This is a genomic window from Streptomyces sp. NPDC104367, assembly GCF_055583825.1.
Genome location: NZ_JBVJND010000010.1, coordinates 147,130 through 167,073, shown reverse-complemented (window position 1 = coordinate 167,073; position 19,944 = coordinate 147,130). Strand labels below are relative to the sequence as shown.

Here is a 19,944-nt window from a genome sequence, read left to right as displayed (position 1 = left end):
CGAGTGCGCCTCCTGTCCCCGTAATGTGCATCCCTGACGCGGATCATTCAAGCGTCAATCGCAGACATGGGATCACCCCACTGGTTCCGGAAAGCACACAGGGGCGGGCGATGGAGCAGACACACACCTCCCACAACGGCGCGGCGACGGCCACACCGGGCGCCCAGCGCCGCGTTCTGGTCGTCGAGGACGACCCCACGATCGTCGACGCCATCGCGGCCCGCCTGCGCGCCGAGGGATTCCTCGTGCAAACAGCGGGTGACGGCCCGGCGGCCGTCGACACCGCCGAGGCCTGGCAGCCCGACCTGCTGATCCTCGACATCATGCTGCCCGGCTTCGACGGCCTGGAGGTCTGCCGCCGGGTGCAGGCCCAGCGCCCGGTGCCGGTGCTCATGCTCACCGCGCGGGACGACGAGACCGACATGCTGGTCGGGCTCGGCGTCGGTGCCGACGACTACATGACCAAGCCGTTCTCCATGCGGGAGCTGGCGGCGCGCGTGCACGTGCTGCTGCGGCGGGTGGAGCGGGCGGCCATCGCCGCCTCCACGCCCCGCTCCGGCATCCTGCGCCTCGGCGAGCTGGAGATCGACCACGCGCAGCGCCGGGTGCGGGTGCGCAGCGAGGACGTACACCTCACGCCGACCGAGTTCGACCTGCTGGTGTGCCTGGCCAACACCCCGCGCGCGGTGCTCTCCCGGGAGCAGCTGCTGGCCGAGGTGTGGGACTGGGCGGACGCGTCGGGCACGCGGACCGTGGACAGCCACATCAAGGCGCTGCGGCGCAAGATCGGCGCCGAGCGGATCCGTACCGTGCACGGCGTGGGTTACGCGCTGGAGACACCGACGCCATGAGCGGGGGGCGGGAGGCCGCACGGAGGAGCCCCGGGGAGGACCCCTGGGGCGGCGTACGCCCGTTCTCGATCAAGACCAAGCTGGGCGCGCTCGTCGTCATCTCGGTCCTGATCACCACCGGTCTCTCGATCGTCGCGGTGCACACGAAGACCGAGCTTCGCTTCATCACGGTCTTCTCGATGATCGCCACACTGTTGATAACGCAGTTCGTGGCCCATTCACTCACCGCGCCGCTGGACGAGATGAACCTGGTGGCCCGCTCGATCTCGCAGGGCGACTACACCCGCCGGGTCCGGGAGAACCGCCGGGACGAGCTGGGCGACCTGGCCGAGACGATCAACGTCATGGCCGACGAGCTGGAGGCGCAGGACCGCCAGCGCAAGGAGCTGGTGGCGAACGTCTCGCACGAGCTGCGCACGCCCATCGCGGGCCTGCGGGCCGTCCTGGAGAACGTGGTCGACGGGATCGCCGAGCCGGACACCGAGACCATGCGCACGGCCCTCAAGCAGACCGAGCGCCTCGGCCGGCTGGTGGAGACCCTGCTGGACCTCTCCCGTCTCGACAACGGCGTCGTACCGCTGCGCCAGCGCCGTTTCGAGGTGTGGCCGTACCTCTCGGGCGTGCTCAAGGAGACCAACATGGTCACCGGGGCCCGCGGACTCGCCTCGAACTCGGGCAGCCACACGCGTACGGACGTCCATCTGCACCTCGACGTCTCGCCGCCGGAGCTGTCCGCGCACGCCGACCCGGAGCGCATCCACCAGGTCGTGGCGAACCTCATCGACAACGCGGTCAAGCACAGCCCGCCGCACGGCCGGGTGACCGTGAAGGCGCGGCGCGGGCCGCAGCCGGAGTCGCTGGAGCTGGAGGTCCTGGACGAGGGCCCGGGCATCCCGCGCTCGGAGTGGCACCACGTCTTCGAGCGCTTCAACCGGGGCGCCGTGCGCCGGCCGCACGGGCCGGGCAGCGACGGCGGCACGGGACTGGGGCTGGCGATCGCCCGCTGGGCGGTGGATCTGCACGGCGGCCGGATAGGTGTGGCCGAATCCGACCGGGGTTGCAGGATTATCGTCACTCTCCCGGGGCTCTCATCCGTTCCAAGTTGACGTAAAGTTCGATCCGGAGCCTCAAGATCCATCTGTGGTCGGCACAGCCGTCGGCGCAGTCCGACACGTGTGATCAGGTGTGGCCTTCGCGCACCTCGCGCCGGGGTTCGGCGTGAGGTGATCTCCGGTGTGGCGGAGCCATGCCCGGTTCGGTCCTCGCACAGCGGAACCACGGTTGTTTCCCGCCATTTCAAGCCCCGAAACACACTTTCTGATGTGACTTACGCGACGATGAACCGGCCCGACCTGACCTTCGCGCTCTTGGAGGCGTAGCCTTTATTCCCGCTGTCCATCACCTTGTGAGAAGCGGAAGAGGGCGGTTGCCGCCGTGTCGCCACAGTCCCCCAGTAACTCGAGCATCTCGACCGACGACCAAGCCGGGAAGAACCCCGCAGCCGCGTTCGGTCCCAACGAGTGGCTCGTCGACGAGATCTATCAGCAGTACCTCCAGGACCCGAATTCGGTAGACCGAGCCTGGTGGGACTTCTTCGCCGACTACAAGCCGGGTGCGGCCGCCGCTCCGGCTCCGGCGGGTACCGCGGCCGCGGGGGCCGCGGGCACCACCTCGGCGCCCGCGCCGGCCCAGCCGACGGCCCCGGCCGCTCCGGCTCCGGCCGCCCCGGCTCCGGTCCAGGCGGCTCCCGCCGCCCAGGCGCCCGCCGCGCCCGCCCCGGCGCCCGCGAAGCCCGCCGCGGCCGCTCCGGCCCCGGCCGCCGCCAAGCCGGCCGCCGCCGCGAAGCCCGCTGCCGCCGCCCCGGCCACCGAGGGCCCCGAGCTGATCACGCTCCGTGGTCCCGCCGCCGCCGTCGCGAAGAACATGAACGCCTCGCTGGAGCTGCCGACGGCCACCTCGGTCCGCGCGGTCCCGGTGAAGCTGCTCTTCGACAACCGGATCGTCATCAACAACCACCTGAAGCGCGCCCGGGGCGGGAAGATCTCCTTCACGCACCTGATCGGCTTCGCGATGGTGCAGGCCATCAAGGCCATGCCGTCGATGAACTGGTCGTTCGGCGAGAAGGACGGCAAGCCGACCCTGGTCAAGCCGCCGCACGTCAACCTGGGCCTGGCCATCGACCTGGTGAAGCCCAACGGCGACCGCCAGCTCGTCGTCGCGGCCATCAAGAAGGCCGAGACCCTGAACTTCTTCGAGTTCTGGCAGGCCTACGAGGACATCGTCCGTCGCGCCCGCGACAACAAGCTGACGATGGACGACTTCACCGGCGTCACGGTCTCCCTGACCAACCCCGGCGGCCTCGGCACCGTCCACTCGGTCCCGCGTCTGATGCCCGGCCAGTCGGTCATCATGGGCGTCGGCTCCATGGACTACCCCGCGGAGTTCCAGGGCACCTCCCAGGACACCCTGAACAAGCTCGGCATCTCGAAGGTCATGACGCTCACGTCGACCTACGACCACCGGACCATCCAGGGCGCCGCCTCCGGCGAGTTCCTGCGCGCCGTCGCCAACCTCCTCCTCGGCGAGAACGGCTTCTACGACGACATCTTCGAGGCCCTGCGCATCCCCTACGAGCCGGTCCGCTGGCTCCGGGACATCGACGCCTCGCACGACGACGACGTCACCAAGGCCGCCCGGGTCTTCGAGCTGATCCACTCCTACCGGGTCCGCGGCCACGTCATGGCCGACACCGACCCGCTGGAGTACCGCCAGCGCAAGCACCCCGACCTGGACATCACCGAGCACGGGCTCACCCTCTGGGACCTGGAGCGCGAGTTCGCGGTCGGCGGCTTCTCCGGCAAGTCCCTGATGAAGCTGCGCGACATCCTCGGCGTGCTGCGCGACTCGTACTGCCGCACCACCGGCGTCGAGTTCATGCACATCCAGGACCCGAAGCAGCGCAAGTGGATCCAGGACCGCATCGAGCGCCCGCACTCCAAGCCGGAGCGCGAGGAGCAGCTGCGCATCCTGCGCCGGCTGAACGCGGCGGAGGCCTTCGAGACCTTCCTGCAGACCAAGTACGTCGGCCAGAAGCGCTTCTCGCTGGAGGGCGGCGAGTCCGTCATCCCGCTGCTCGACGCCATCCTCGACTCGGCGGCGGAGTCCCGTCTGGACGAGGTCGTCATCGGCATGGCCCACCGTGGCCGCCTGAACGTGCTCGCCAACATCGTCGGCAAGTCGTACGCGCAGATCTTCCGCGAGTTCGAGGGCAACCTCGACCCGAAGTCGATGCACGGCTCCGGCGACGTGAAGTACCACCTGGGCGCCCAGGGCACCTTCACCGGCCTGGACGGCGAGCAGATCACGGTCTCGCTGGCCGCCAACCCGTCCCACCTGGAGACGGTCGACCCGGTCATCGAGGGCATCGCCCGCGCCAAGCAGGACATCATCAACAAGGGCGGCACGGACTTCACGGTCCTGCCGGTGGCCCTGCACGGCGACGCGGCCTTCGCGGGCCAGGGCGTGGTGGCCGAGACCCTGAACATGTCGCAGCTGCGCGGCTACCGCACCGGCGGCACGGTCCACATCGTCATCAACAACCAGGTCGGCTTCACGGCCGCCCCGGAGTCCTCGCGTTCCTCCATGTACGCGACGGACGTGGCCCGCATGATCGAGGCCCCGATCTTCCACGTGAACGGCGACGACCCGGAGGCCGTGGTCCGCGTGGCCCGCCTGGCCTTCGAGTTCCGTCAGGCGTTCAACAAGGACGTGGTGATCGACCTCATCTGCTACCGCCGCCGCGGTCACAACGAGTCGGACAACCCGGCCTTCACCCAGCCGCTGATGTACGACCTGATCGACAAGAAGCGCTCGGTGCGCAAGCTCTACACCGAGTCCCTGATCGGTCGCGGCGACATCACCCTGGAAGAGGCCGAGCAGGCGCTCCAGGACTACCAGGGCCAGCTGGAGAAGGTCTTCACGGAGGTCCGCGAGGCCACCGCGCAGCCCGCCGCCGGTGACGTCCAGGCCCCGCAGGACGGCTTCCCGGTCGCCGTGCCGACGGCGATCTCCTCCGAGGTCGTCAAGCGCATCGCCGAGTCCCAGGTCAACATCCCCGACCACTTCACCGTCCACCCGCGGCTGCTCCCGCAGCTCCAGCGCCGGGCGGCGATGATCGAGGACGGCACGATCGACTGGGGCATGGGCGAGACCCTCGCCATCGGCTCCCTGCTGATGGAGGGCACCCCGGTGCGCCTCTCCGGCCAGGACTCCCAGCGCGGTACCTTCGGCCAGCGCCACGCGGTCCTCATCGACCGCGAGACGGGCGCCGACTACACCCCGCTCCTGTACCTCTCCGAGGACCAGGCCCGCTACAACGTCTACAACTCGCTGCTCTCCGAGTACGCGGTGATGGGCTTCGAGTACGGCTACTCGCTCGCCCGTCCGGACGCGCTGGTGATGTGGGAGGCGCAGTTCGGTGACTTCACCAACGGCGCCCAGTCGGTCATCGACGAGTACATCTCGGCCGCGGAGCAGAAGTGGGGCCAGCTCTCCGGCGTCACGCTGCTGCTGCCGCACGGCTACGAGGGCCAGGGACCGGACCACTCCTCGGCCCGTATCGAGCGCTTCCTCCAGCTCTGCGCGCAGAACAACATGACGGTGGCCATGCCCACCCTCCCGTCGAACTACTTCCACCTCCTGCGGTGGCAGGTGCACAACCCGCACCACAAGCCGCTGGTCGTCTTCACCCCGAAGTCGATGCTGCGCCTGAAGGCGGCGGCCTCGAAGGCGGAGGAGTTCACGAGCGGGCAGTTCCGCCCGGTCATCGGCGACGCGTCGGTCGACCCGGCCGCCGTCCGCAAGGTCGTCTTCTGCACCGGCAAGGTCTACTACGACCTGGACGCCGAGCGGCAGAAGCGCGGTGTCACGGACACGGCGATCATCCGGCTGGAGCGCCTGTACCCGCTGCCGGGTGCCGAGCTCCAGGCCGAGATCGCCAAGTACCCGAACGCCGAGAAGTACCTGTGGGCCCAGGAGGAGCCGGCGAACCAGGGTGCCTGGCCGTTCATCGCGCTCAACCTGATCGACCACCTGGACCTGGCGGTCGGCGCGGACATCCCGGCGGGCGAACGCCTGCGCCGCATCTCCCGCCCGCACTCCTCGTCCCCGGCGGTCGGCTCGGCCAAGCGCCACCAGGCCGAGCAGGAGCAGCTGGTGCGCGAGGTCTTCGAGGCGTAACCCTCCAAAACACCCCGAAGGGCCCGGCTCCCGTCACGGAAGCCGGGCCCTTCGGCGTACCCGCCCCTCAGCTGGCCTGGGGTTCGAAGTCCCAGTAGGGGCGGTTGCGGGCGCGGGCGGAGATGGTGTGGACGTGCTGCTTGCCGAGGGTCGCCTCCAGGTCGGTCAGCGCCTCCTGCTCGGTCTTCTCGGCCTGCTGCCGGGACCGCAGTCCGCGCAGGTCGGCCGCGTAGGCGACCCGGGCCGAGAGGGTGAGCGGGTGGGTGCGGCCGAGGGTCTCGGTGGCCCGGGCGATGGTGACCCGGCTCAGTTCGGCGGCGGACTCCGTGTCACCGACGAGGTTGCGCAGGGCGGCGGCGTTGACGGCGCAGCCGAGCGTGTAGGGGTGGCTCTCGCCGACGGCGTCCGTCAGCTCGGCCAGCGCCTGCTCGATCAGGACGTGGGCGGCCTCGCGCTCACCCACGTTGCGCAGGACCAGCGCCTGGTTCGCCCGTGCGCCGAGGATGAACGGATGCCCCTCCGGGAGCAGTTGCTCGTAGCGGGCCAGGACGGACTCGCTGGTCTCACGGGCCAGGTCGATGTCACCGTGCTCGCGGTTGAAGCAGCTGTGGCTGACGGCGGCGGACAGTGTACGGAGGTGGTTCTCGCCGAGTTTGCGCTCGTACCCCTCCAGCACCTGGGTGAGCAGCGGACCCGCCGTGCCGCGGTCCCCGCCCCGCAGCTGGCAGAGCGCCAGGTTGAGCTGTGCCCGCAACGCGTCCGGGCTGTCCAGACCGCCGACGTTCTGGTACTCGCGGACGTTCCGCAGATGGATGGACTCGGCCTCCGCGTAGCGGCCCAGCAGCCTCAGGTCGATGGCGTAGGAGACCTCGGAGAAGAGGGTCATGAGGTGGCGGCCCGTCAGCACGAGGCGACGTGTCTCCATGGTCTGCCGGTCGGCCTCCATGGCCTCCTGGTACCGGCCCATGAGCCGCAGCGTGTACCCCTTGTTGTTCAGGGCGTTGAGGGTCCGGGAGTCCTGCTCGGTCAGGAGCTCCCCGTAGGCCGGGTAGAGCCAGTTGTCGAGTTCGAGGGCCTCCTCGTAGCGGGCCAGTTCACGGAGGTCGGCCCCCAGCCCGTTGGCCGCCCGGAGGTACTCCAGGGACCGCTCGCCGCCCCTGCGCAGGTGCTCCATGGCCTCCCGGTCGATCGCCTCGGTCTCCTCGAACCGGCCCGCCGACCGGAGCAGGTTGGCGTAGTGGTGCGTGGCCTCCCACACCCGCGGATCCGACTCGCCCAGCAGCTCGCGCCAGGCGTTGACGGTCCGCCTGCCGAGTTTCCAGCCCGAGGTGTACTCGCCCGCCCACCACATGTACCGCAGGCAGTTGAGGACCAGGTTCTGTACCTTGCGGTCCGTGCTGTTGAGGACGTCGGCGTACTTCAGGTGCGGCACGAGCTCCGCGTACACCTCCCAGTTGCGGGTGTCGGTCGGCCGGCCGGGATCGGCCTCGGCCAGCGCACGCCGCACCACGTCGATGAACTCACGCCGCCGCTCCTCCGGCATGTCCTTGCCGACGATCTGGTGGACCATCCGGTGGAGGTACACCGCCTCACCGGGGGTGGGGATGTCCTCCGAACCGGCCTCGTGGGACTCCAGCCGGACCACGGAGTACTGCCGCAGCTGGTTGATCGCCTTGTTCCACAGCAGCGGATCGTCGAACAGCCGGGTCAGCTCCTCCGGCAGGTCGTCGGTCGACATCTCGCGCAACAGGCGTACGGGGATGAAGCCCGGAGCGAAGAACGTGCACAGGCGCAGCAGGTCGACCGACTCCGGAACGGTCTCGCGCAGCTTGTTCAGCAGTATCGCCCACGCGGTCTGGAAGGCCAGCGGGAAGTCCGCCGACACCTTGACGACGTCCGGGTCGACGCCGTCCTCCAGCAGGGCGATGTAGTCCTCGACGGAGAGGTCCGAGTCGTTGAGCCAGCCCGCCGTCTGGTCCAGCAGCAGGGGCAGGTCCTCCAGTGCCTCGGCGAGCCGGTCGGCCTCCGGCTCGCTCAGCCGCGGTGCGCGGCGCCTGATGAAGGCGACCGACTCGTCGCGGTCGTAGACGTCCACTTCCAGCAGCTTGCTGTTGTGCTCACCCCACTCCGGGTTGCGGGAGGTGATGATCACGTGCCCGGAGCCGGTGGGGACCAGGTCCCAGATCTGGTCGGGCTCGTCGGCGCCGTCCAGGACGAGCAGCCAGCGGGAGTACGGATTGCCCCGTCGCAGCGAGTCACGGACGGCACGCAGCCGCTCCCCGTACTCGTCGCCCGTGGAGAGACCGAGTCTCGAGGAGAGTTCGGCCAGCACGCGGCGGTAGGTGACCCTGCTCTCCGCGTTGACCCACCACACCACGTCGTACTCGGAGTTGAACCGGTGGACGTACTCGGCGGCCAGCTGGGTCTTGCCCACCCCCGGCATGCCGTACAAGGTGAGGACGCCCGCGCCCGGATCGCTGCCCTGGAGCAGGTGATACGCGTCGTTCAGCACCGGCTCCCGGCCGGTGAAACGGGTGTTGCGGCGCGGCACGCCGCCCCACACCTCGGGCAGCGCGGCCGGGAACCGCGGGCTGCGCGCGCCTTCCCGCGCCGGCCGGGCGTCGGTCGGCAGGTCCAGCCGGTCCAGCAGTCGCCGTTCCGCCTCGTCCGCGCCCATGTTGGTCAGGTCGACCGGGCCCAGTACCGCGATCGCCGCGGGGACCTGGGTGTTGGTGACGGACACCGCGGCGAACTTGGCCGGGTCGGGGCCGACCACCTCGCGCAGCGCCGTGTTCCACTCCTCGAAGGTCCGCGGGCCCAGCTGGAAGTACCGCTCGCTGACCAGGATCAGGATGCGGCCCTCCGCGAGGGCGAGGCCGCGCAGGAGGTCCACCAGGGTCTCCTCCGCCGGGGAGTCCCAGCGCACGTAGGAGACGCGGACGCCCCGCCGCTCCAGTCTGTCCCCGATCCACGCCGCCCAGGCCCGGTTGAACCCGGCGAAGCTGATCGTGACGGTCTGCCGCGCGGCCCCCTTCTCGGTCGGCCCGACCGGCGTACGAGTTTCAGACATGCGACGGCCTCCACGCGTAGTCATAAAATCCTAGAACCTCGGTGCGGCTCTGGGGAGTCCGGCGACTTCGGAAGCAACACCTCGACTCTTCGATCTTTGCGCAGCACGGCCTGAGAAGTCGTCATTTCAGTGCGATTCCCTACGGGGCTGACGCTGTGTCCACAGGGTGCGCACTGCCTCCACGTACGCCTGCGCGCGCGCCGCGTGCCCCCGGGGCGCGGGATGCGCGGCGAGCCGTTCATGGGCGGCGGCCATCTCGTCCACGAACCGCCGGCCCACCGCCGTCAGGTCGGACGAGGCGACCAGCGCGGGCAGGGCCGCCCCGACCTGGGCGTGGTAGCGGGCGTACTGCGCCCACGCGCCCTCCCCGCGGGCCGGGTCCGCGGCGAGCGCGCGGCGCTGGAAGAAGTCGGCGAGGGCGAGATGGGAGTAGGCGCCCTGGAGGAGGCCGTCGTACGGGCGCGGGTCCGGGCGCCAGGGCGCGAAGTACCGGGCCGCCGGTCCCGCCCGGTGCAGTTCCACCCGCTCGCTCAGCGCCGCCAGCTTGGTGTGCTGGAGTTCGTGGACGAGGGTCGCGGCGAAGGCCGGCGGGGTCACCGGGGCGCTGCTGAGCAGCGCCCCGAACGCCTCGCGCCGGGTGCCGCTGCAACTGCCCCGGCCGGCCGCCCCCGGCGGCATCTCCAGCGGCACCAGACAGCGCAGCAGCACCCGTGCCTCCATGAGCCGCCCCTCACCGCCGGTGCGCAGTGCGGCGGCCGCGCCGGACCAGCTCTGCAGCCACCGCTTGCGTTCGGCTTCGTCCGCTCCCGCCGGGCCGCTGAGCGCGTACCGGTCGGGTTCGCGGGGCGGGACGCGGTAGGGGTCGAGGTCGTCCAGCGGCATGGGGGCGTCGCCGGGGACCAGGCCCGGCAGCGTGTAGGCCGACGTCCAGTCGCGCGAGCCGGACCAGGCGCCGCTGCCGCTCTCCAGGAAGACCGTCGTCCCGCCGAGCGTCATGCGCCCGTTCCCGTACGACACCCGGACCCGGTCGTCCGCCGTGCGCAGCGCGCCCAGCGAGGGCAGGACCAGGATTCCGTCCCGTGCGGTGAGTTCGGTCCCGAACGCCAGCCCGGCGCGGGCCGCGGCCACCGCCGCCACCGCGCTGAAGTGGGCCAGATCGAAGGCGAGTTCGCGGCGCTGCCCGTCCGTCGGGGGGCCGGTGCGCGGATCGAGGCCGGTCAGGCAGTGGCGGGCCCAGGGGCCGAGCAGCGGGTGGCAGAGCCTGGCGCGGGCCGGGGAGTCCGGGGCCCCCGGTGCGGTGGTCCGGTCCGCCGCCGTCAGGAGTGCCCAGTCCTCCCGCAGCCTCGTCTTCGCCGACGGGGGACAGAGCGCGGGGTCCGCCGCCTCCGCCGCGTCCAGTACCGCGCGCAGCAGGAGCAGGCGCCGGGTGTCCTGGTCGCGGACCAGGAACGCGAGCGTGTCGGCGCCGCCCTCGGTGCGCCCGAGTTCGGCGAGGGCCGCCGCCGGGACCGCCGGGAAGATCACGGGGTGCCCCCTTCGCGGGCGGCCGGTGCGGGTGCCGCGTCCACGGCGAGCCGGCCGGCCACATGTCGGATGAAGCGCTGGAGGTCGGCGCAGTACACCGAGGGATTGCGGAAGCCGTGCCCGGCCCGGTAGCGGTGGGCGTAGTGGCCGCCGCCGCAGACCGTCAGCAGCGGGCAGGACCGGCAGGCGTCGGCGAGGGCCGCCGCGCCCGCCTGCCGGGCGGCGACCCCGGGGTGCCCGAGCGCCTCGTCGAAGGGGTGCCGGAAGACGTCCAGGCCGGTCCGGGCGGCGCCGTCGTACGCCGACTTCAGGGAGTCGACCTGCTCGATCGACCCGTCCGTCTCCACGACGAGCGCGTCGAAGGGGGCCAGGCCGAGCGACTCGGTGGCCGCCGGCAGGCCCAGCAGCAGGGCCAGGCACTCCTCGAAGAGCCGGATCCGGGTCGCCCGCCGGCCGGCCGACCACCAGCGGTCGAAGACGGCGCAGAGCCAGTCGCCGTACCGGGTGCCCTCGCGGTGCGGCGGCGGCGACGACCAGTTGCCGTGCGGCAGGAGCAGGTCCAGCGCCGGCGGCCCGAGTTCGAGCAGGCTGTCGTAGGTCGCCAGCGGATCCAGGGTGGGGTCCACGACGGTCAGGACACCGGCGTACGACCGCGGGAAGCGGTCGGCGAGCAGGCGCGCGCCGCGGGCCGCGGCGGGCCAGGACGGGCGCCCGGCGTGGTCGACCCGGCGTGCGTTGTGCTCGGGACGGCCGCCGTCGAGGCTGACGCCGACCTGGACGCCGTGCCGGGACAGGACGGCCAGGCGGTCCTCGGTGAGGAGGGTGGCGTTGGTCTGGACGGTGGCCCGGACCGTGCAGCCGGCGGGCACGCGGGCACGGACCGCGTCGGTGAAGCCGGCCAGTGTGTCCGCGCCGGCCAGCAGGGGCTCTCCGCCGTGCAGGACCAGGGAGAGCGTGGTCAGCGCGTGGGCGCGGGCGTGTTCGGCGATGCGGTCGGCGGTGCGGTCCAGGACGGCGGGCGGGGCGGCGGCCGGGCGGGTGCGCCAGGTGCGGTCGGGGCCCTCGTAGAGGTAGCAGTAGGTGCAGGCCAGGTTGCAGCGGCCGTGCATCTTCACGATGAACTGGCGGAAAGGGTGACCGGTCGTGGACACTCCAGCACCCCCATGCCCATCCCTGAGTCCGTTCCTGAGTCCGTCCCTGAGTCCATTTCCGACTCCATTTGACCGAACGCGACCGCCTTTCACTGCGCCATGTGGCTCACAACGCGCCCTTCCGGTTCGCGGCACACGGCTCACATCGCGTTGTTGAAGCCCCAGAGCATCTCGCTCGGCCGCTCCGCGCGCTCGCGCAACCCCTCCAGCACCTCGCGCAGGACCGGGTGCCGCACGGTCCGCAGCTCCTCCAGATCCAGCTCCAACAGCGCCGGGAGTGGCGGGAGTTCCGGGAGTACCGGGAGTACCGGCGGCTGCGGCGACTCCGGCCGCCCCAGGCGCTCCGGGTGTTCCAGGTGTCCCGGTCCCGGGTGTTCCGGGTGATCCGGGTGATCCGGTCCCGGGTGTCCCAGACGCTCCAGGTGATCCAGGTGATCCAGGTGATCCGGTCCCGGGTGTCCCGGGTGTCCCAGGCGCTCCAGGTGATCCGGGTGATCCGGTGGTGCCTCGGTCGGCACCCGTGCGGCCTCGTCCCGTCCGCTCATGTCCCCGTTCCTCTCCGTCGGCCGTCGCGTGGCCGCGCTCATCCCAGTGCCGCGAGCCGCTCCGCCGTGTCGGCGGCCGTCGGCTCCCCCGGGCCCAGCGTGCCCTCGGGCAGCCGTGACCACTCCGTGCGGGCGGCCCGGTAGGCCTCGCGGGCGGCGCGCGGGCGGGCGGCCGCCTCGTAGGACATACCCCGCCAGTGCTGCGCCTGCGCGCCCAGCACCACCGCTTCCTGGCGGCGCCGCTCGGTGCGGGCCTCCTCCTCCGCCTCCCGGGCCGACTCGGCGGCCAGCCGGAACGCGTCCACCGCCTCGTCCAGCCGGGTCGGACGGCCCAGGCTGCGGTAGGCCTCGTACTGCGTCCGCCCCAGCTCCAGCCGGCAGCGGGCGGCCAGCAGCGGGTCGTCCGCCGCGCTCGCCGCGAGCCCGAAGAGGTACTCCGCCTCCCGCAGGTCCACGCGGTCGCCGCGCAGCCGGTAGCGCAGGATCAGGGCCCGGCCGAGCAGCAGCAGGCGGTGGCCGGTCTCGCGGTGCCCGGCGGGCGTCTCCCGGCGGCAGTCCCGCAGCACCCGGACCGCCTGCGACAACGGCGCCCAGGCGCGCTCCCCGCCCTCCGACGCGGCCCGGCGCAGCAGCGCCTCGCCCCACTCGGCCAGGACCCGCGAGTACTCGGGGTCGTCCCTCGGCATGTCGGCCGCCGAGTCGGCGAACGCGGCAACGGCCTCCCGGAGTTCACGCGGGTCTCCGGTCTCGGCGTACCGGGCGACCCGGATGCGCCCGGAGCGCAGGTGCAGGGCGGCCCGCCGGCCGCGCCTGCGGGTGACCGCCAGCGCCTCGTCGACCCGGTCCTGGGCCTCGTCGAGGGCACCGCCCGCGCGCAGCAGGGCGTCCACCAGGTCGAGCCGCACCCTGACCCGGTCCGGGGGCTCGGGGTCGGCCTCCAGGGCGTCGCGCAGCGAGCGGGACGCCTGCTCGGCGTAGCCGCGGGCCTGCTCGGGGTCGCCGGTCGCGCCGGACAGCCGCAGCAGGATCCGGCCGTGGGCCAGCGGCAGTTCGGGCGGCCGGTGGCGGCGGTCGGGCCAGGCGTCGGCGAACGCCTCCAGCATGCCGACCGCGCCCTGGAGCAGCGCGCTGTCGCCGCCCAGGCTCCACTGCGCCTCCAGCGCGCCCACCCGCTCCAGCGTCAGCCGCAGCGCCTCGCGCCGGTCGAGGTCGGGAGCGCCGCAGGCCACCGCGTACTCCCGGTCGGCGCGGCGCAGCAGGTCGAGGGCGCCCGTCCGGTCGCCGCGCCGCCTGCGGTCGGTGGCGCCGGCCCGCAACACCTCGGCCAGCACGGCCCGTTCCCGGCGCGCGTGCGGGTGCGCCACCGCCCGCTCCGCCGCCTCCTCGGCCTCGCGCAGCAGGTCGGCGCCGCCCTGCACCTCCCACAGCCGCAGCGTGCAGTGCGCGTACTCCGCCCACAGCTCCGGGTCCGCCCCCGCGGGCCGCTCGTGCTCGGTGGCCCCGCGCAGCAGCTGCACGGCGTCGATGACGTCCTGCACCATGCCCTCGGTGTCGAACCGGGCGAGCAGCGCGCGGGCCCGGCCGACCGCCTGGTGGGTGGGGCGCTCGCCCGGCCGTGCGGCGGTGTCGCGGCCGCCGAAGAGCCGGAACTGCTCGGGCAGCGGCATGAAGCGCTCCAGCACCCGGGCGGCGACCTCGGCGAAGGGCTGCGGAACGAGGGTCGCGTCGCCGTTGTCGCCGCCCGGCACCGGGTAGCCGGCGCCCGGCGGGGTGTACGGCCGTCCGGAGCCGCCGTCGCCGAGCTGGGCGAGGGCGAGCGCCGGGAAGTTGGGGCCGCCCTTGCCGAAGCGGTGCTCGATGTACTCGGAGCAGTGCTTGAGGACGAGCAGCGCCTCGTCGCGGCCGAGGGTGTCGAGCAGGGCGCCCTGGACCTCCGGCTCCATCTCGTACCACTGGGTGCCGTCCGAGCCCTGGCCGCCGTGGTCCTGGCGGGCCCGGGTGACCAGGCCGCCGAGCAGCACCTCGGCGAGTTCCGAGGGGCCCGAGTCGGGCAGCATGGTCCGCTGGACCAGCTGCATCACGGGCAGCGAGAGCGGAGCGGCGGCCAGGTAGACGGCGAGCCGGCCGGCGCTCGGGGAGGCGACCGCCTGGAACCTGCTGACCCGCTCGACCGGCGACAGCGGGCGACCCACCCGGACGCCCTGCGCGGGCGGCTGGTCGGCGCGCACCCAGCCCACCGCGCCCGCCACCGGTCCGGCGCCGATCCCGGACAGCAGCCTCGCCCACGCGCCGAGCGCCACCGGCTCGGGCGGCAGCACCGGTACGGGTACGGCGCCGCGCGGGCCGCCCGCCGCCGCGCCGTCCGGGGTGCGCACACGCAGCGCGGTGGCCCCGCCCAGCGTCTCGCCACGGCTCAACTCGCCGTACGTGACGGGCAGTCGGGTGCGGCTCCACATCCGCTGCGGCAGCGGCTGGAGCACCGCGACGGGGGCCTGCCGGGACAGCTGGTACAGCAGCCGGTGGGCACGGCCGCCGCGCCACAGCGGGCCGGCGCAGTCGCTGACCAGGAGGGTGATGCGGCGTCCGGTGGGGTCGCTGAGGCGGTCCGCGGTGTGCAGCGGGGCCGCGTACACGTCGGCGCTGCGGCTGACCGCCGCCTCGCCGTCCGGCCCGGTGTGCAGATGGCTGATCTGGATGTCCCCGAAGGCTCCCAACTGGCTGAATACCTGGATCAGTTCGGAGAACATCCGGTCCCAGATCCGCATCGAGGGGGAGGCCTCCAGGACCAGTTGCAGCCGGGCGTCGCCCCGGGTCACCGCGCGGTACACGGGCAGGATCAACCCGCCCGCCCTGGCGCTCTGTTCGGCCGTCTCCGTCTCGTCCAGCTCGGTGCGCAGGGGTGGTGCGGCGCTGCGGTACGCCTGCAACGGGCGCAGAGCGCGCTGGAGTTCGAGTGGCGCGGGCAGGGTGGGGGCGGCGGGCACCCCGACCGGCAGCCCCGCGATCCGCCGGGCGGCCCGGCCGTGGCCGCCGCCGTGCTGGGGCACGGGGTAGAGCGAGGCCCGGCGGCCGGCCCCGACGGCCTCGGGCCCGGGGGGCCCGGCCGGTGCGGCCGGCCCCGCCTCGGCCGCGGCCGACGGGTTCCCCGGCGGCTCGGGCACCGGTACGGCGGCCCCGGCCGGCGCGCCCGCGCCGGAACCGGCGACCGGCGGCTCCTCCTCCGCCGCGCCGGCCGACCGGGCCCACCCGGCCAGCCACAGGGCGTCGCTCAGCCCCTCGGTGTCCGGATCGAGCCCGACCTCCCGCAGCCTCCGCACCAGCTCGGCCAGGGGGTCGGCGGCGGGCGCCGCGGGATCCCGGGAGGCCCCGGGGGCCCCGGGATCCCTGGGGGCCCCAGAAGCCCCGGCGGTCCCGGCGGCCCCGGCGTGCGGCGTCGCGTTCGCGGCGTCGACCGGGGTCGGGTCCGAGGCGGGGTCCGAGGTGGGGTCCGGGTCGGGTGGGACCGGGCCGTGTCGCGGGGCTGCGTCCGGCATCAGCGGCTCACCTACCTCGGGCGGTCGAGCCGCTGGATGAGCAGGTCGGCGAGGCGGTCACGGCTGGGCGGCGCGGCCGCGTCGGTGAGGTAGATGGCGTTCAACAGCTGGTCGGCGGCGAGGAGTTCGCTGCGGGAACGCTCCAGGAAGCGGTTGATCAGGTCGTCGCCCGCGCGGGCCGCCTCGTCGCCGAGGTGGGCGCGGACGAAGGTGGCGAGCCGGTTGTGGTCGGGGCGGTCCAGCTGGAGGTGGATGCAGCGGCGCATCAGCGGCGCCGGGAAGTCCCGCTCGCCGTTGCTGGTGAGGACCACGAACGGGAAGGCCCGGCAGCGCACCCGGCCGTCGCGGACGCGGACCTTGGTGCCGTCGGCGGTCAGCACCTCGGCCTCGCCGTCAGGCAGCCGGTCGGCGATGCGCTGCAGCTCGGGTATCTCGAACTCGCCCTCCTCCAGCACGTTCAGGAGGTCGTTGGGCAGGTCGATGTCGCTCTTGTCCAGCTCGTCGATGAGCAGCACGCGCGGGGTGTCGGAGGCGAGCAGGGCCGTACCGAGCGGGCCGAGCCGGATGTAGCTGCCGATCGCCTCGACGGCCCCCGGCCTGCCGCCCGCCGCGCCGTACCCGCCCTGCGCGGCGATCTGCACGTCCTGGAGCCGGGCGATCGCGTCGTAGTGGTAGAGCCCGTCCTTGAGCGTGGAGCGGCTGACGATGGACCAGCGCAGCACGTCACCCAGGCCCAGTTCGTACGCCACCGAGTGCGCGAGGGTGCTCTTGCCCGCGCCGGGGCTGCCGGTGACCAGGAGCGGACGGCGCAGGTACAGCGCCGCGTTGATCATCTCCAGCTCCTCGGCGCCGGGCCGGTGCAGCTCCGCCAGGTGCCGGTGTGCGCCGAGCCTGCGGTCGCGGGAGCCGTCGCCGCCGTCCGCCGCGTCCCGTCCCGAGAAGTCGCGCCAAGGGGGCGGCGGGGGCAGCCGGTTCATGCCGTCGTGGGGTTCCCCGGCACCGCGGTAGATGAGCCACTCACTGGATTCGGTCATGTCCGGTCCTCGTCGTCACTCGTCGTCCCGTCCCCACGGCAACCGTCGAACGTGCCTCACGTTATCGACCCTCAGGAGCCCGTGTAAGGGACTCACACAGGGCGCGTGAGTTCACGGTGCCTCCAGCAAGTCGTCAGCACCAGGCAGGGGTTGGTACGGGTCGTCGTACAGGAGAGCGATGTCCTTGGACCAGAACGCATCCGTGAGCCCCTCGCGCACCTGTTTGCGCAACCCGTGCACCAGTCCGGGCAGCTCCCCGGCGCCGGCCGCGTCGTAGACGGTCATCCGGACACCCCGGTGGAACTCCCCGCACACGGAGTCGGACGGCCCCTGCCGACGCCACAGGGCCACCCCGTAGCCCGCGCGGACGAGACGGCCGAGGGCGGTGGCGTCGTCCTCGTAGCGCCGGTCGCCCTGGCGGCACAGCACCGGGACGGTCCCGTGCGCGAGGCCGCGCAACACCGCCGCCTGCGGTACGGGCCGGCGGACCCCGTCGTCGCAGTCCAGTATCTCGGCGCGGACGCGGGGCCCGGCCGGGTCGTGCCGTCCGTGCACCCGGCGCCAGCGCTCCCGCGCCTCGGAACCGGCCGGATCGGCTTCACCTTCGTATCCGTGGCCACCGCCGTATCCGTGGTCACCTCCGTATCCGTTGCCCTCGCCGTATCCGTGTCCGCCGCCGTATCCGTCCTCCTCGCCGGGCAGTTGGCCGCGGTCCTTGCAGCGGACCAGGACCGGCCGTTCGACGCCGAGCGGGTCCGCGCCGGCCCGCACCCGCCACTCGTCCACGGGCAGGTCGAGCAGCAGGTGGGGCAGGGCGACGAACAGCGGTACGGGCCGATCGGGTTCGTCGCCGCACCGGAAGGCCTCGGTGAGCGGCCCGGCGACATGGGCGGCGAGGTCGGCGAGCGGGGCGCCCTGTCCGCCGGCCAGCGGGACCGCCGTACCGTCGGGCCGGACCACCGCGACCGACCAGTCGCACTGCCCGCGGTTCCAGGCCAGATGCTCCACTTCGAGCAGGACGGACTGGTCCTGCCCGCCGCCGTCGCGCCCGGGTCCGCGCGCGGGCGGATGCGCCGGGGCCGGCTCCCCCGCCGTGCCCCCGACGCGCTCGGCGGCGTCGAACGGCCGGGCCCCCAGGTACTGGGCGCGTCTGCGGGCGAGTTCGCTGCGGAAGTCGCTGTCCAGGCGGGCCGACGCCTGTCTGATCCACTCCCACAGGGCGCGTTCGGCGTCGAGCACGAAGGGGGTGGCCGGGCGCGGGGCGGTCATCACCCGCATCGCGTACTCGACGACGAGCCGGAGCACACCGTCCTGCCGCGCGTTCTCGTAGAGCGCGCCGAGGCCGTCGCGCCAGCCGCGCGGCGCGGGCGACATGGCCGGCAGCCGGAAACCCGGCAGCGTGTGGAGGATGTCGAGCAGGGCGCGGGTGCTGTCCGGGGGCGGCAGATCGGCGAGCCGGCCGAGCAGGTCGACCCGTTCGTCGGGGCTCAGCGTCCGGCCCGGACGGGTGCCCAGGTCGCCCTGGAGGTCGGCCCAGGTGGGGCGGCCGGAGTCGGAGGGCTGCTGACGGTCGCGGTGGTGGCGGTCGTGGGCGTGGAAGACGGCCTGGTAGAGGTCGTGCTGGTACGGGTCGTGGTGGCGCAGGCCGTGCCGGTACAGGTCGTGCCGTCCGTCGCCGGGCGCCACCGGCAGGGTGCGCAGCCGCTCGATCCCGATCGACGTGCCGCCCGTCCCGTGGTCCGAGCGCGACTTCAGCACGCCGACGACCTCGCCGCGCACCGGGTCGATCACCGGGCCGCCGGAGACCCCGAGCGGCAGGTCGTTCTCACCGAGGCGCATCTGGGCGCCGGTGGACCAGCCCCCGATGGTGCCGTGCACGGTGAGGAAGCCGTCGAGGAGCTGCGGCCGGCCCTGGAAGGGGGCCCAGCCGGCGTAGAACACCCGTCCCTCGGTGTAGTGCGGCAGCGGCCGCTCGGAGACGTACACGCACGCGTGGTCGACGGGCTCGCGGAGCCGGACGAGGGCCAGGTCGGGTGCGGGCCAGCCGCCCCGCACCGGGCCCTCGACGTGCTCCGGGAGGGCCGCGGCGACCTTGCCGGGAACGGCGCACGGCTCCTCGAAGGGGCCGGGCTGGTAGATCACGGTGACCTCGCCGCCGGCCCCGCCGTGGATGACATGGGCGCAGGTCAGCACCCAGTTCGGCGCGATGAAGAAACCGCTGCCGAGGAACGCCCCGGACTCGTCCGGGGCGTATCCGACTCCCGTTCGGTGGATCCGTACGGTGGCCGCCATCACCAGCTCCCGCAGCGCGTGATGGGCCGGATCCCAGCCGCCGGCCACGCCCCCGTCGTACCGCTCCGTCATCCCGCACCTCCGACCCCGCGCTCCGGGTCACCGGGGGCGGCGCCGGGGCTCAAGGCCGTGGCCGTGGCCGGGTCCGGGGCCGCTCGGTCGGGGGCTGCTCGGTCGGGGGCTGCTCGGTCGGGGGCTGCTCGGTCCGGGGCCTGGTCCGGGGGGCCGGGGCCCTTCCAGGTCAGGGTCACCGTGATCGCCGCTTTCGCCTCGCCGTCCGCGAGCAGCCCCACGACCTTCCCGGACTTCGCGGTCAGCTCGATGCCGAACTCCACGCTCACCTCGTCGGGCCGCACCGCGCGCAGCGGCTCGGCGAGCGAGCGCGCGACCCCGTTCACCAGCGAGCCCAGGCTCTCGACGCTCGCCTCCACCCGGTCCGTGAGCCCGGTGTCCGTGTACGACAACTCCCCCGACGGCGCGTCCAGTTCCCCGGCCCCCGAGATCCGCGCCCACACCGGCGTACCGTCCGGCAACCGCACGCGCGCTATCCGCGTAGCGTCCCGCTCCATCGCGTTCCCCCGTTCCCCCGAGCCCCGTGTGCTCCCTACGCCGTGCCCTTCGTGGATTCCCGCCCTTCCCGCGCGGGAAGACGCCGTCGTTTCCATGCCACGGGGAAGGACTCCTTCCCTCCGGAGGCGGGCCCTAC

General features: G+C 73.2%; 11 protein-coding genes. 3 read left to right on the top strand and 8 right to left on the bottom strand.

The window, feature by feature from the left end; genetic code table 11:
- Nucleotides 1-110: 110 nt before the first annotated feature.
- The 3 genes from ACZ619_RS17475 (at nt 111) to ACZ619_RS17465 (ending at nt 6,089) form a co-directional block, all read left to right on the top strand.
- Nucleotides 111-851, top strand: a complete 741-nt coding sequence (locus ACZ619_RS17475) for a response regulator transcription factor (RefSeq protein WP_388382235.1) — start codon at nt 111-113, stop codon at nt 849-851.
- Nucleotides 848-1,957 (top strand): HAMP domain-containing sensor histidine kinase, encoded by a 1,110-nt coding sequence (locus ACZ619_RS17470; RefSeq protein WP_469599477.1) that lies wholly within the window; start codon nt 848-850, stop codon nt 1,955-1,957. Before ACZ619_RS17475 ends, ACZ619_RS17470 begins: the two co-directional genes overlap by 4 nt.
- A gap of 328 nt (nt 1,958-2,285) precedes the next feature.
- On the top strand, nt 2,286-6,089 hold the full coding sequence (locus tag ACZ619_RS17465; RefSeq protein WP_469599476.1) for a multifunctional oxoglutarate decarboxylase/oxoglutarate dehydrogenase thiamine pyrophosphate-binding subunit/dihydrolipoyllysine-residue succinyltransferase subunit: 3,804 nt from the start codon (nt 2,286-2,288) through the stop codon (nt 6,087-6,089).
- A 67-nt stretch (nt 6,090-6,156) separates the two neighbouring features.
- On the opposite strand, the gene fxsT is transcribed toward ACZ619_RS17465, so the two are convergent.
- The 8 genes from fxsT to ACZ619_RS17425 all read right to left on the bottom strand — a co-directional run bounded on the left by fxsT (nt 6,157) and on the right by ACZ619_RS17425 (nt 19,807).
- Nucleotides 6,157-9,159 carry an FxSxx-COOH system tetratricopeptide repeat protein gene (fxsT, locus tag ACZ619_RS17460; protein WP_469599474.1) on the bottom strand — a complete coding sequence of 1,001 codons (3,003 nt, stop codon included), beginning with the start codon at nt 9,157-9,159 and terminating at the stop codon, nt 6,157-6,159.
- A gap of 126 nt (nt 9,160-9,285) precedes the next feature.
- Nucleotides 9,286-10,680, bottom strand: a complete 1,395-nt coding sequence (locus tag ACZ619_RS17455) for an aKG-HExxH-type peptide beta-hydroxylase (protein WP_469599700.1) — start codon at nt 10,678-10,680, stop codon at nt 9,286-9,288.
- Nucleotides 10,680-11,792 carry an FxsB family cyclophane-forming radical SAM/SPASM peptide maturase gene (locus ACZ619_RS17450; protein WP_469599698.1) on the bottom strand — a complete coding sequence of 371 codons (1,113 nt, stop codon included), beginning with the start codon at nt 11,790-11,792 and terminating at the stop codon, nt 10,680-10,682. The genes ACZ619_RS17455 and ACZ619_RS17450 overlap by 1 nt, the downstream gene beginning before the upstream one ends.
- 182 nt (nt 11,793-11,974) lie before the next feature.
- On the bottom strand, nt 11,975-12,379 hold the full coding sequence (fxsA, locus tag ACZ619_RS17445; protein WP_469599472.1) for an FxSxx-COOH cyclophane-containing RiPP peptide: 405 nt from the start codon (nt 12,377-12,379) through the stop codon (nt 11,975-11,977).
- 38 nt (nt 12,380-12,417) lie between these two features.
- The gene (locus ACZ619_RS17440; RefSeq protein WP_469599470.1) at nt 12,418-15,912 is read right to left on the bottom strand and encodes an SAV_2336 N-terminal domain-related protein; all 3,495 of its coding nucleotides are present in this window, start codon (nt 15,910-15,912) and stop codon (nt 12,418-12,420) included.
- Nucleotides 15,913-15,923: 11 nt separating this feature from the next.
- Nucleotides 15,924-16,946 (bottom strand): AAA family ATPase, encoded by a 1,023-nt coding sequence (locus ACZ619_RS17435; protein ID WP_469599468.1) that lies wholly within the window; start codon nt 16,944-16,946, stop codon nt 15,924-15,926.
- 111 nt (nt 16,947-17,057) lie between these two features.
- Complete coding sequence (locus tag ACZ619_RS17430; RefSeq protein WP_469599466.1) at nt 17,058-19,310, bottom strand: VMAP-C domain-containing protein; 2,253 nt, start codon at nt 19,308-19,310, stop codon at nt 17,058-17,060.
- A complete protein-coding gene (locus ACZ619_RS17425; protein ID WP_469599464.1) occupies nt 19,307-19,807 on the bottom strand; it encodes a CU044_2847 family protein in 501 nt (166 codons plus the stop codon). Before ACZ619_RS17425 ends, ACZ619_RS17430 begins: the two co-directional genes overlap by 4 nt.
- Between the last annotated feature and the right edge of the window lie 137 nt (nt 19,808-19,944).

What these genes read in the sequence shown, in the direction of transcription:
- ACZ619_RS17475 (WP_388382235.1), top strand. Translation starts at nt 111, where the DNA reads ATGGAGCAGACACACACCTCCCACAACGGCGCGGCGACGGCCACACCG.
- ACZ619_RS17470 (WP_469599477.1), top strand. Translation starts at nt 848, where the DNA reads ATGAGCGGGGGGCGGGAGGCCGCACGGAGGAGCCCCGGGGAGGACCCC.
- fxsT (WP_469599474.1), bottom strand. Translation starts at nt 9,159, where the DNA reads ATGTCTGAAACTCGTACGCCGGTCGGGCCGACCGAGAAGGGGGCCGCG.
- ACZ619_RS17450 (WP_469599698.1), bottom strand. Translation starts at nt 11,792, where the DNA reads ATGCACGGCCGCTGCAACCTGGCCTGCACCTACTGCTACCTCTACGAG.
- fxsA (WP_469599472.1), bottom strand. Translation starts at nt 12,379, where the DNA reads ATGAGCGGACGGGACGAGGCCGCACGGGTGCCGACCGAGGCACCACCG.
- ACZ619_RS17440 (WP_469599470.1), bottom strand. Translation starts at nt 15,912, where the DNA reads ATGCCGGACGCAGCCCCGCGACACGGCCCGGTCCCACCCGACCCGGAC.
- ACZ619_RS17435 (WP_469599468.1), bottom strand. Translation starts at nt 16,946, where the DNA reads ATGACCGAATCCAGTGAGTGGCTCATCTACCGCGGTGCCGGGGAACCC.
- ACZ619_RS17430 (WP_469599466.1), bottom strand. Translation starts at nt 19,310, where the DNA reads ATGACGGAGCGGTACGACGGGGGCGTGGCCGGCGGCTGGGATCCGGCC.
- ACZ619_RS17425 (WP_469599464.1), bottom strand. Translation starts at nt 19,807, where the DNA reads ATGGAGCGGGACGCTACGCGGATAGCGCGCGTGCGGTTGCCGGACGGT.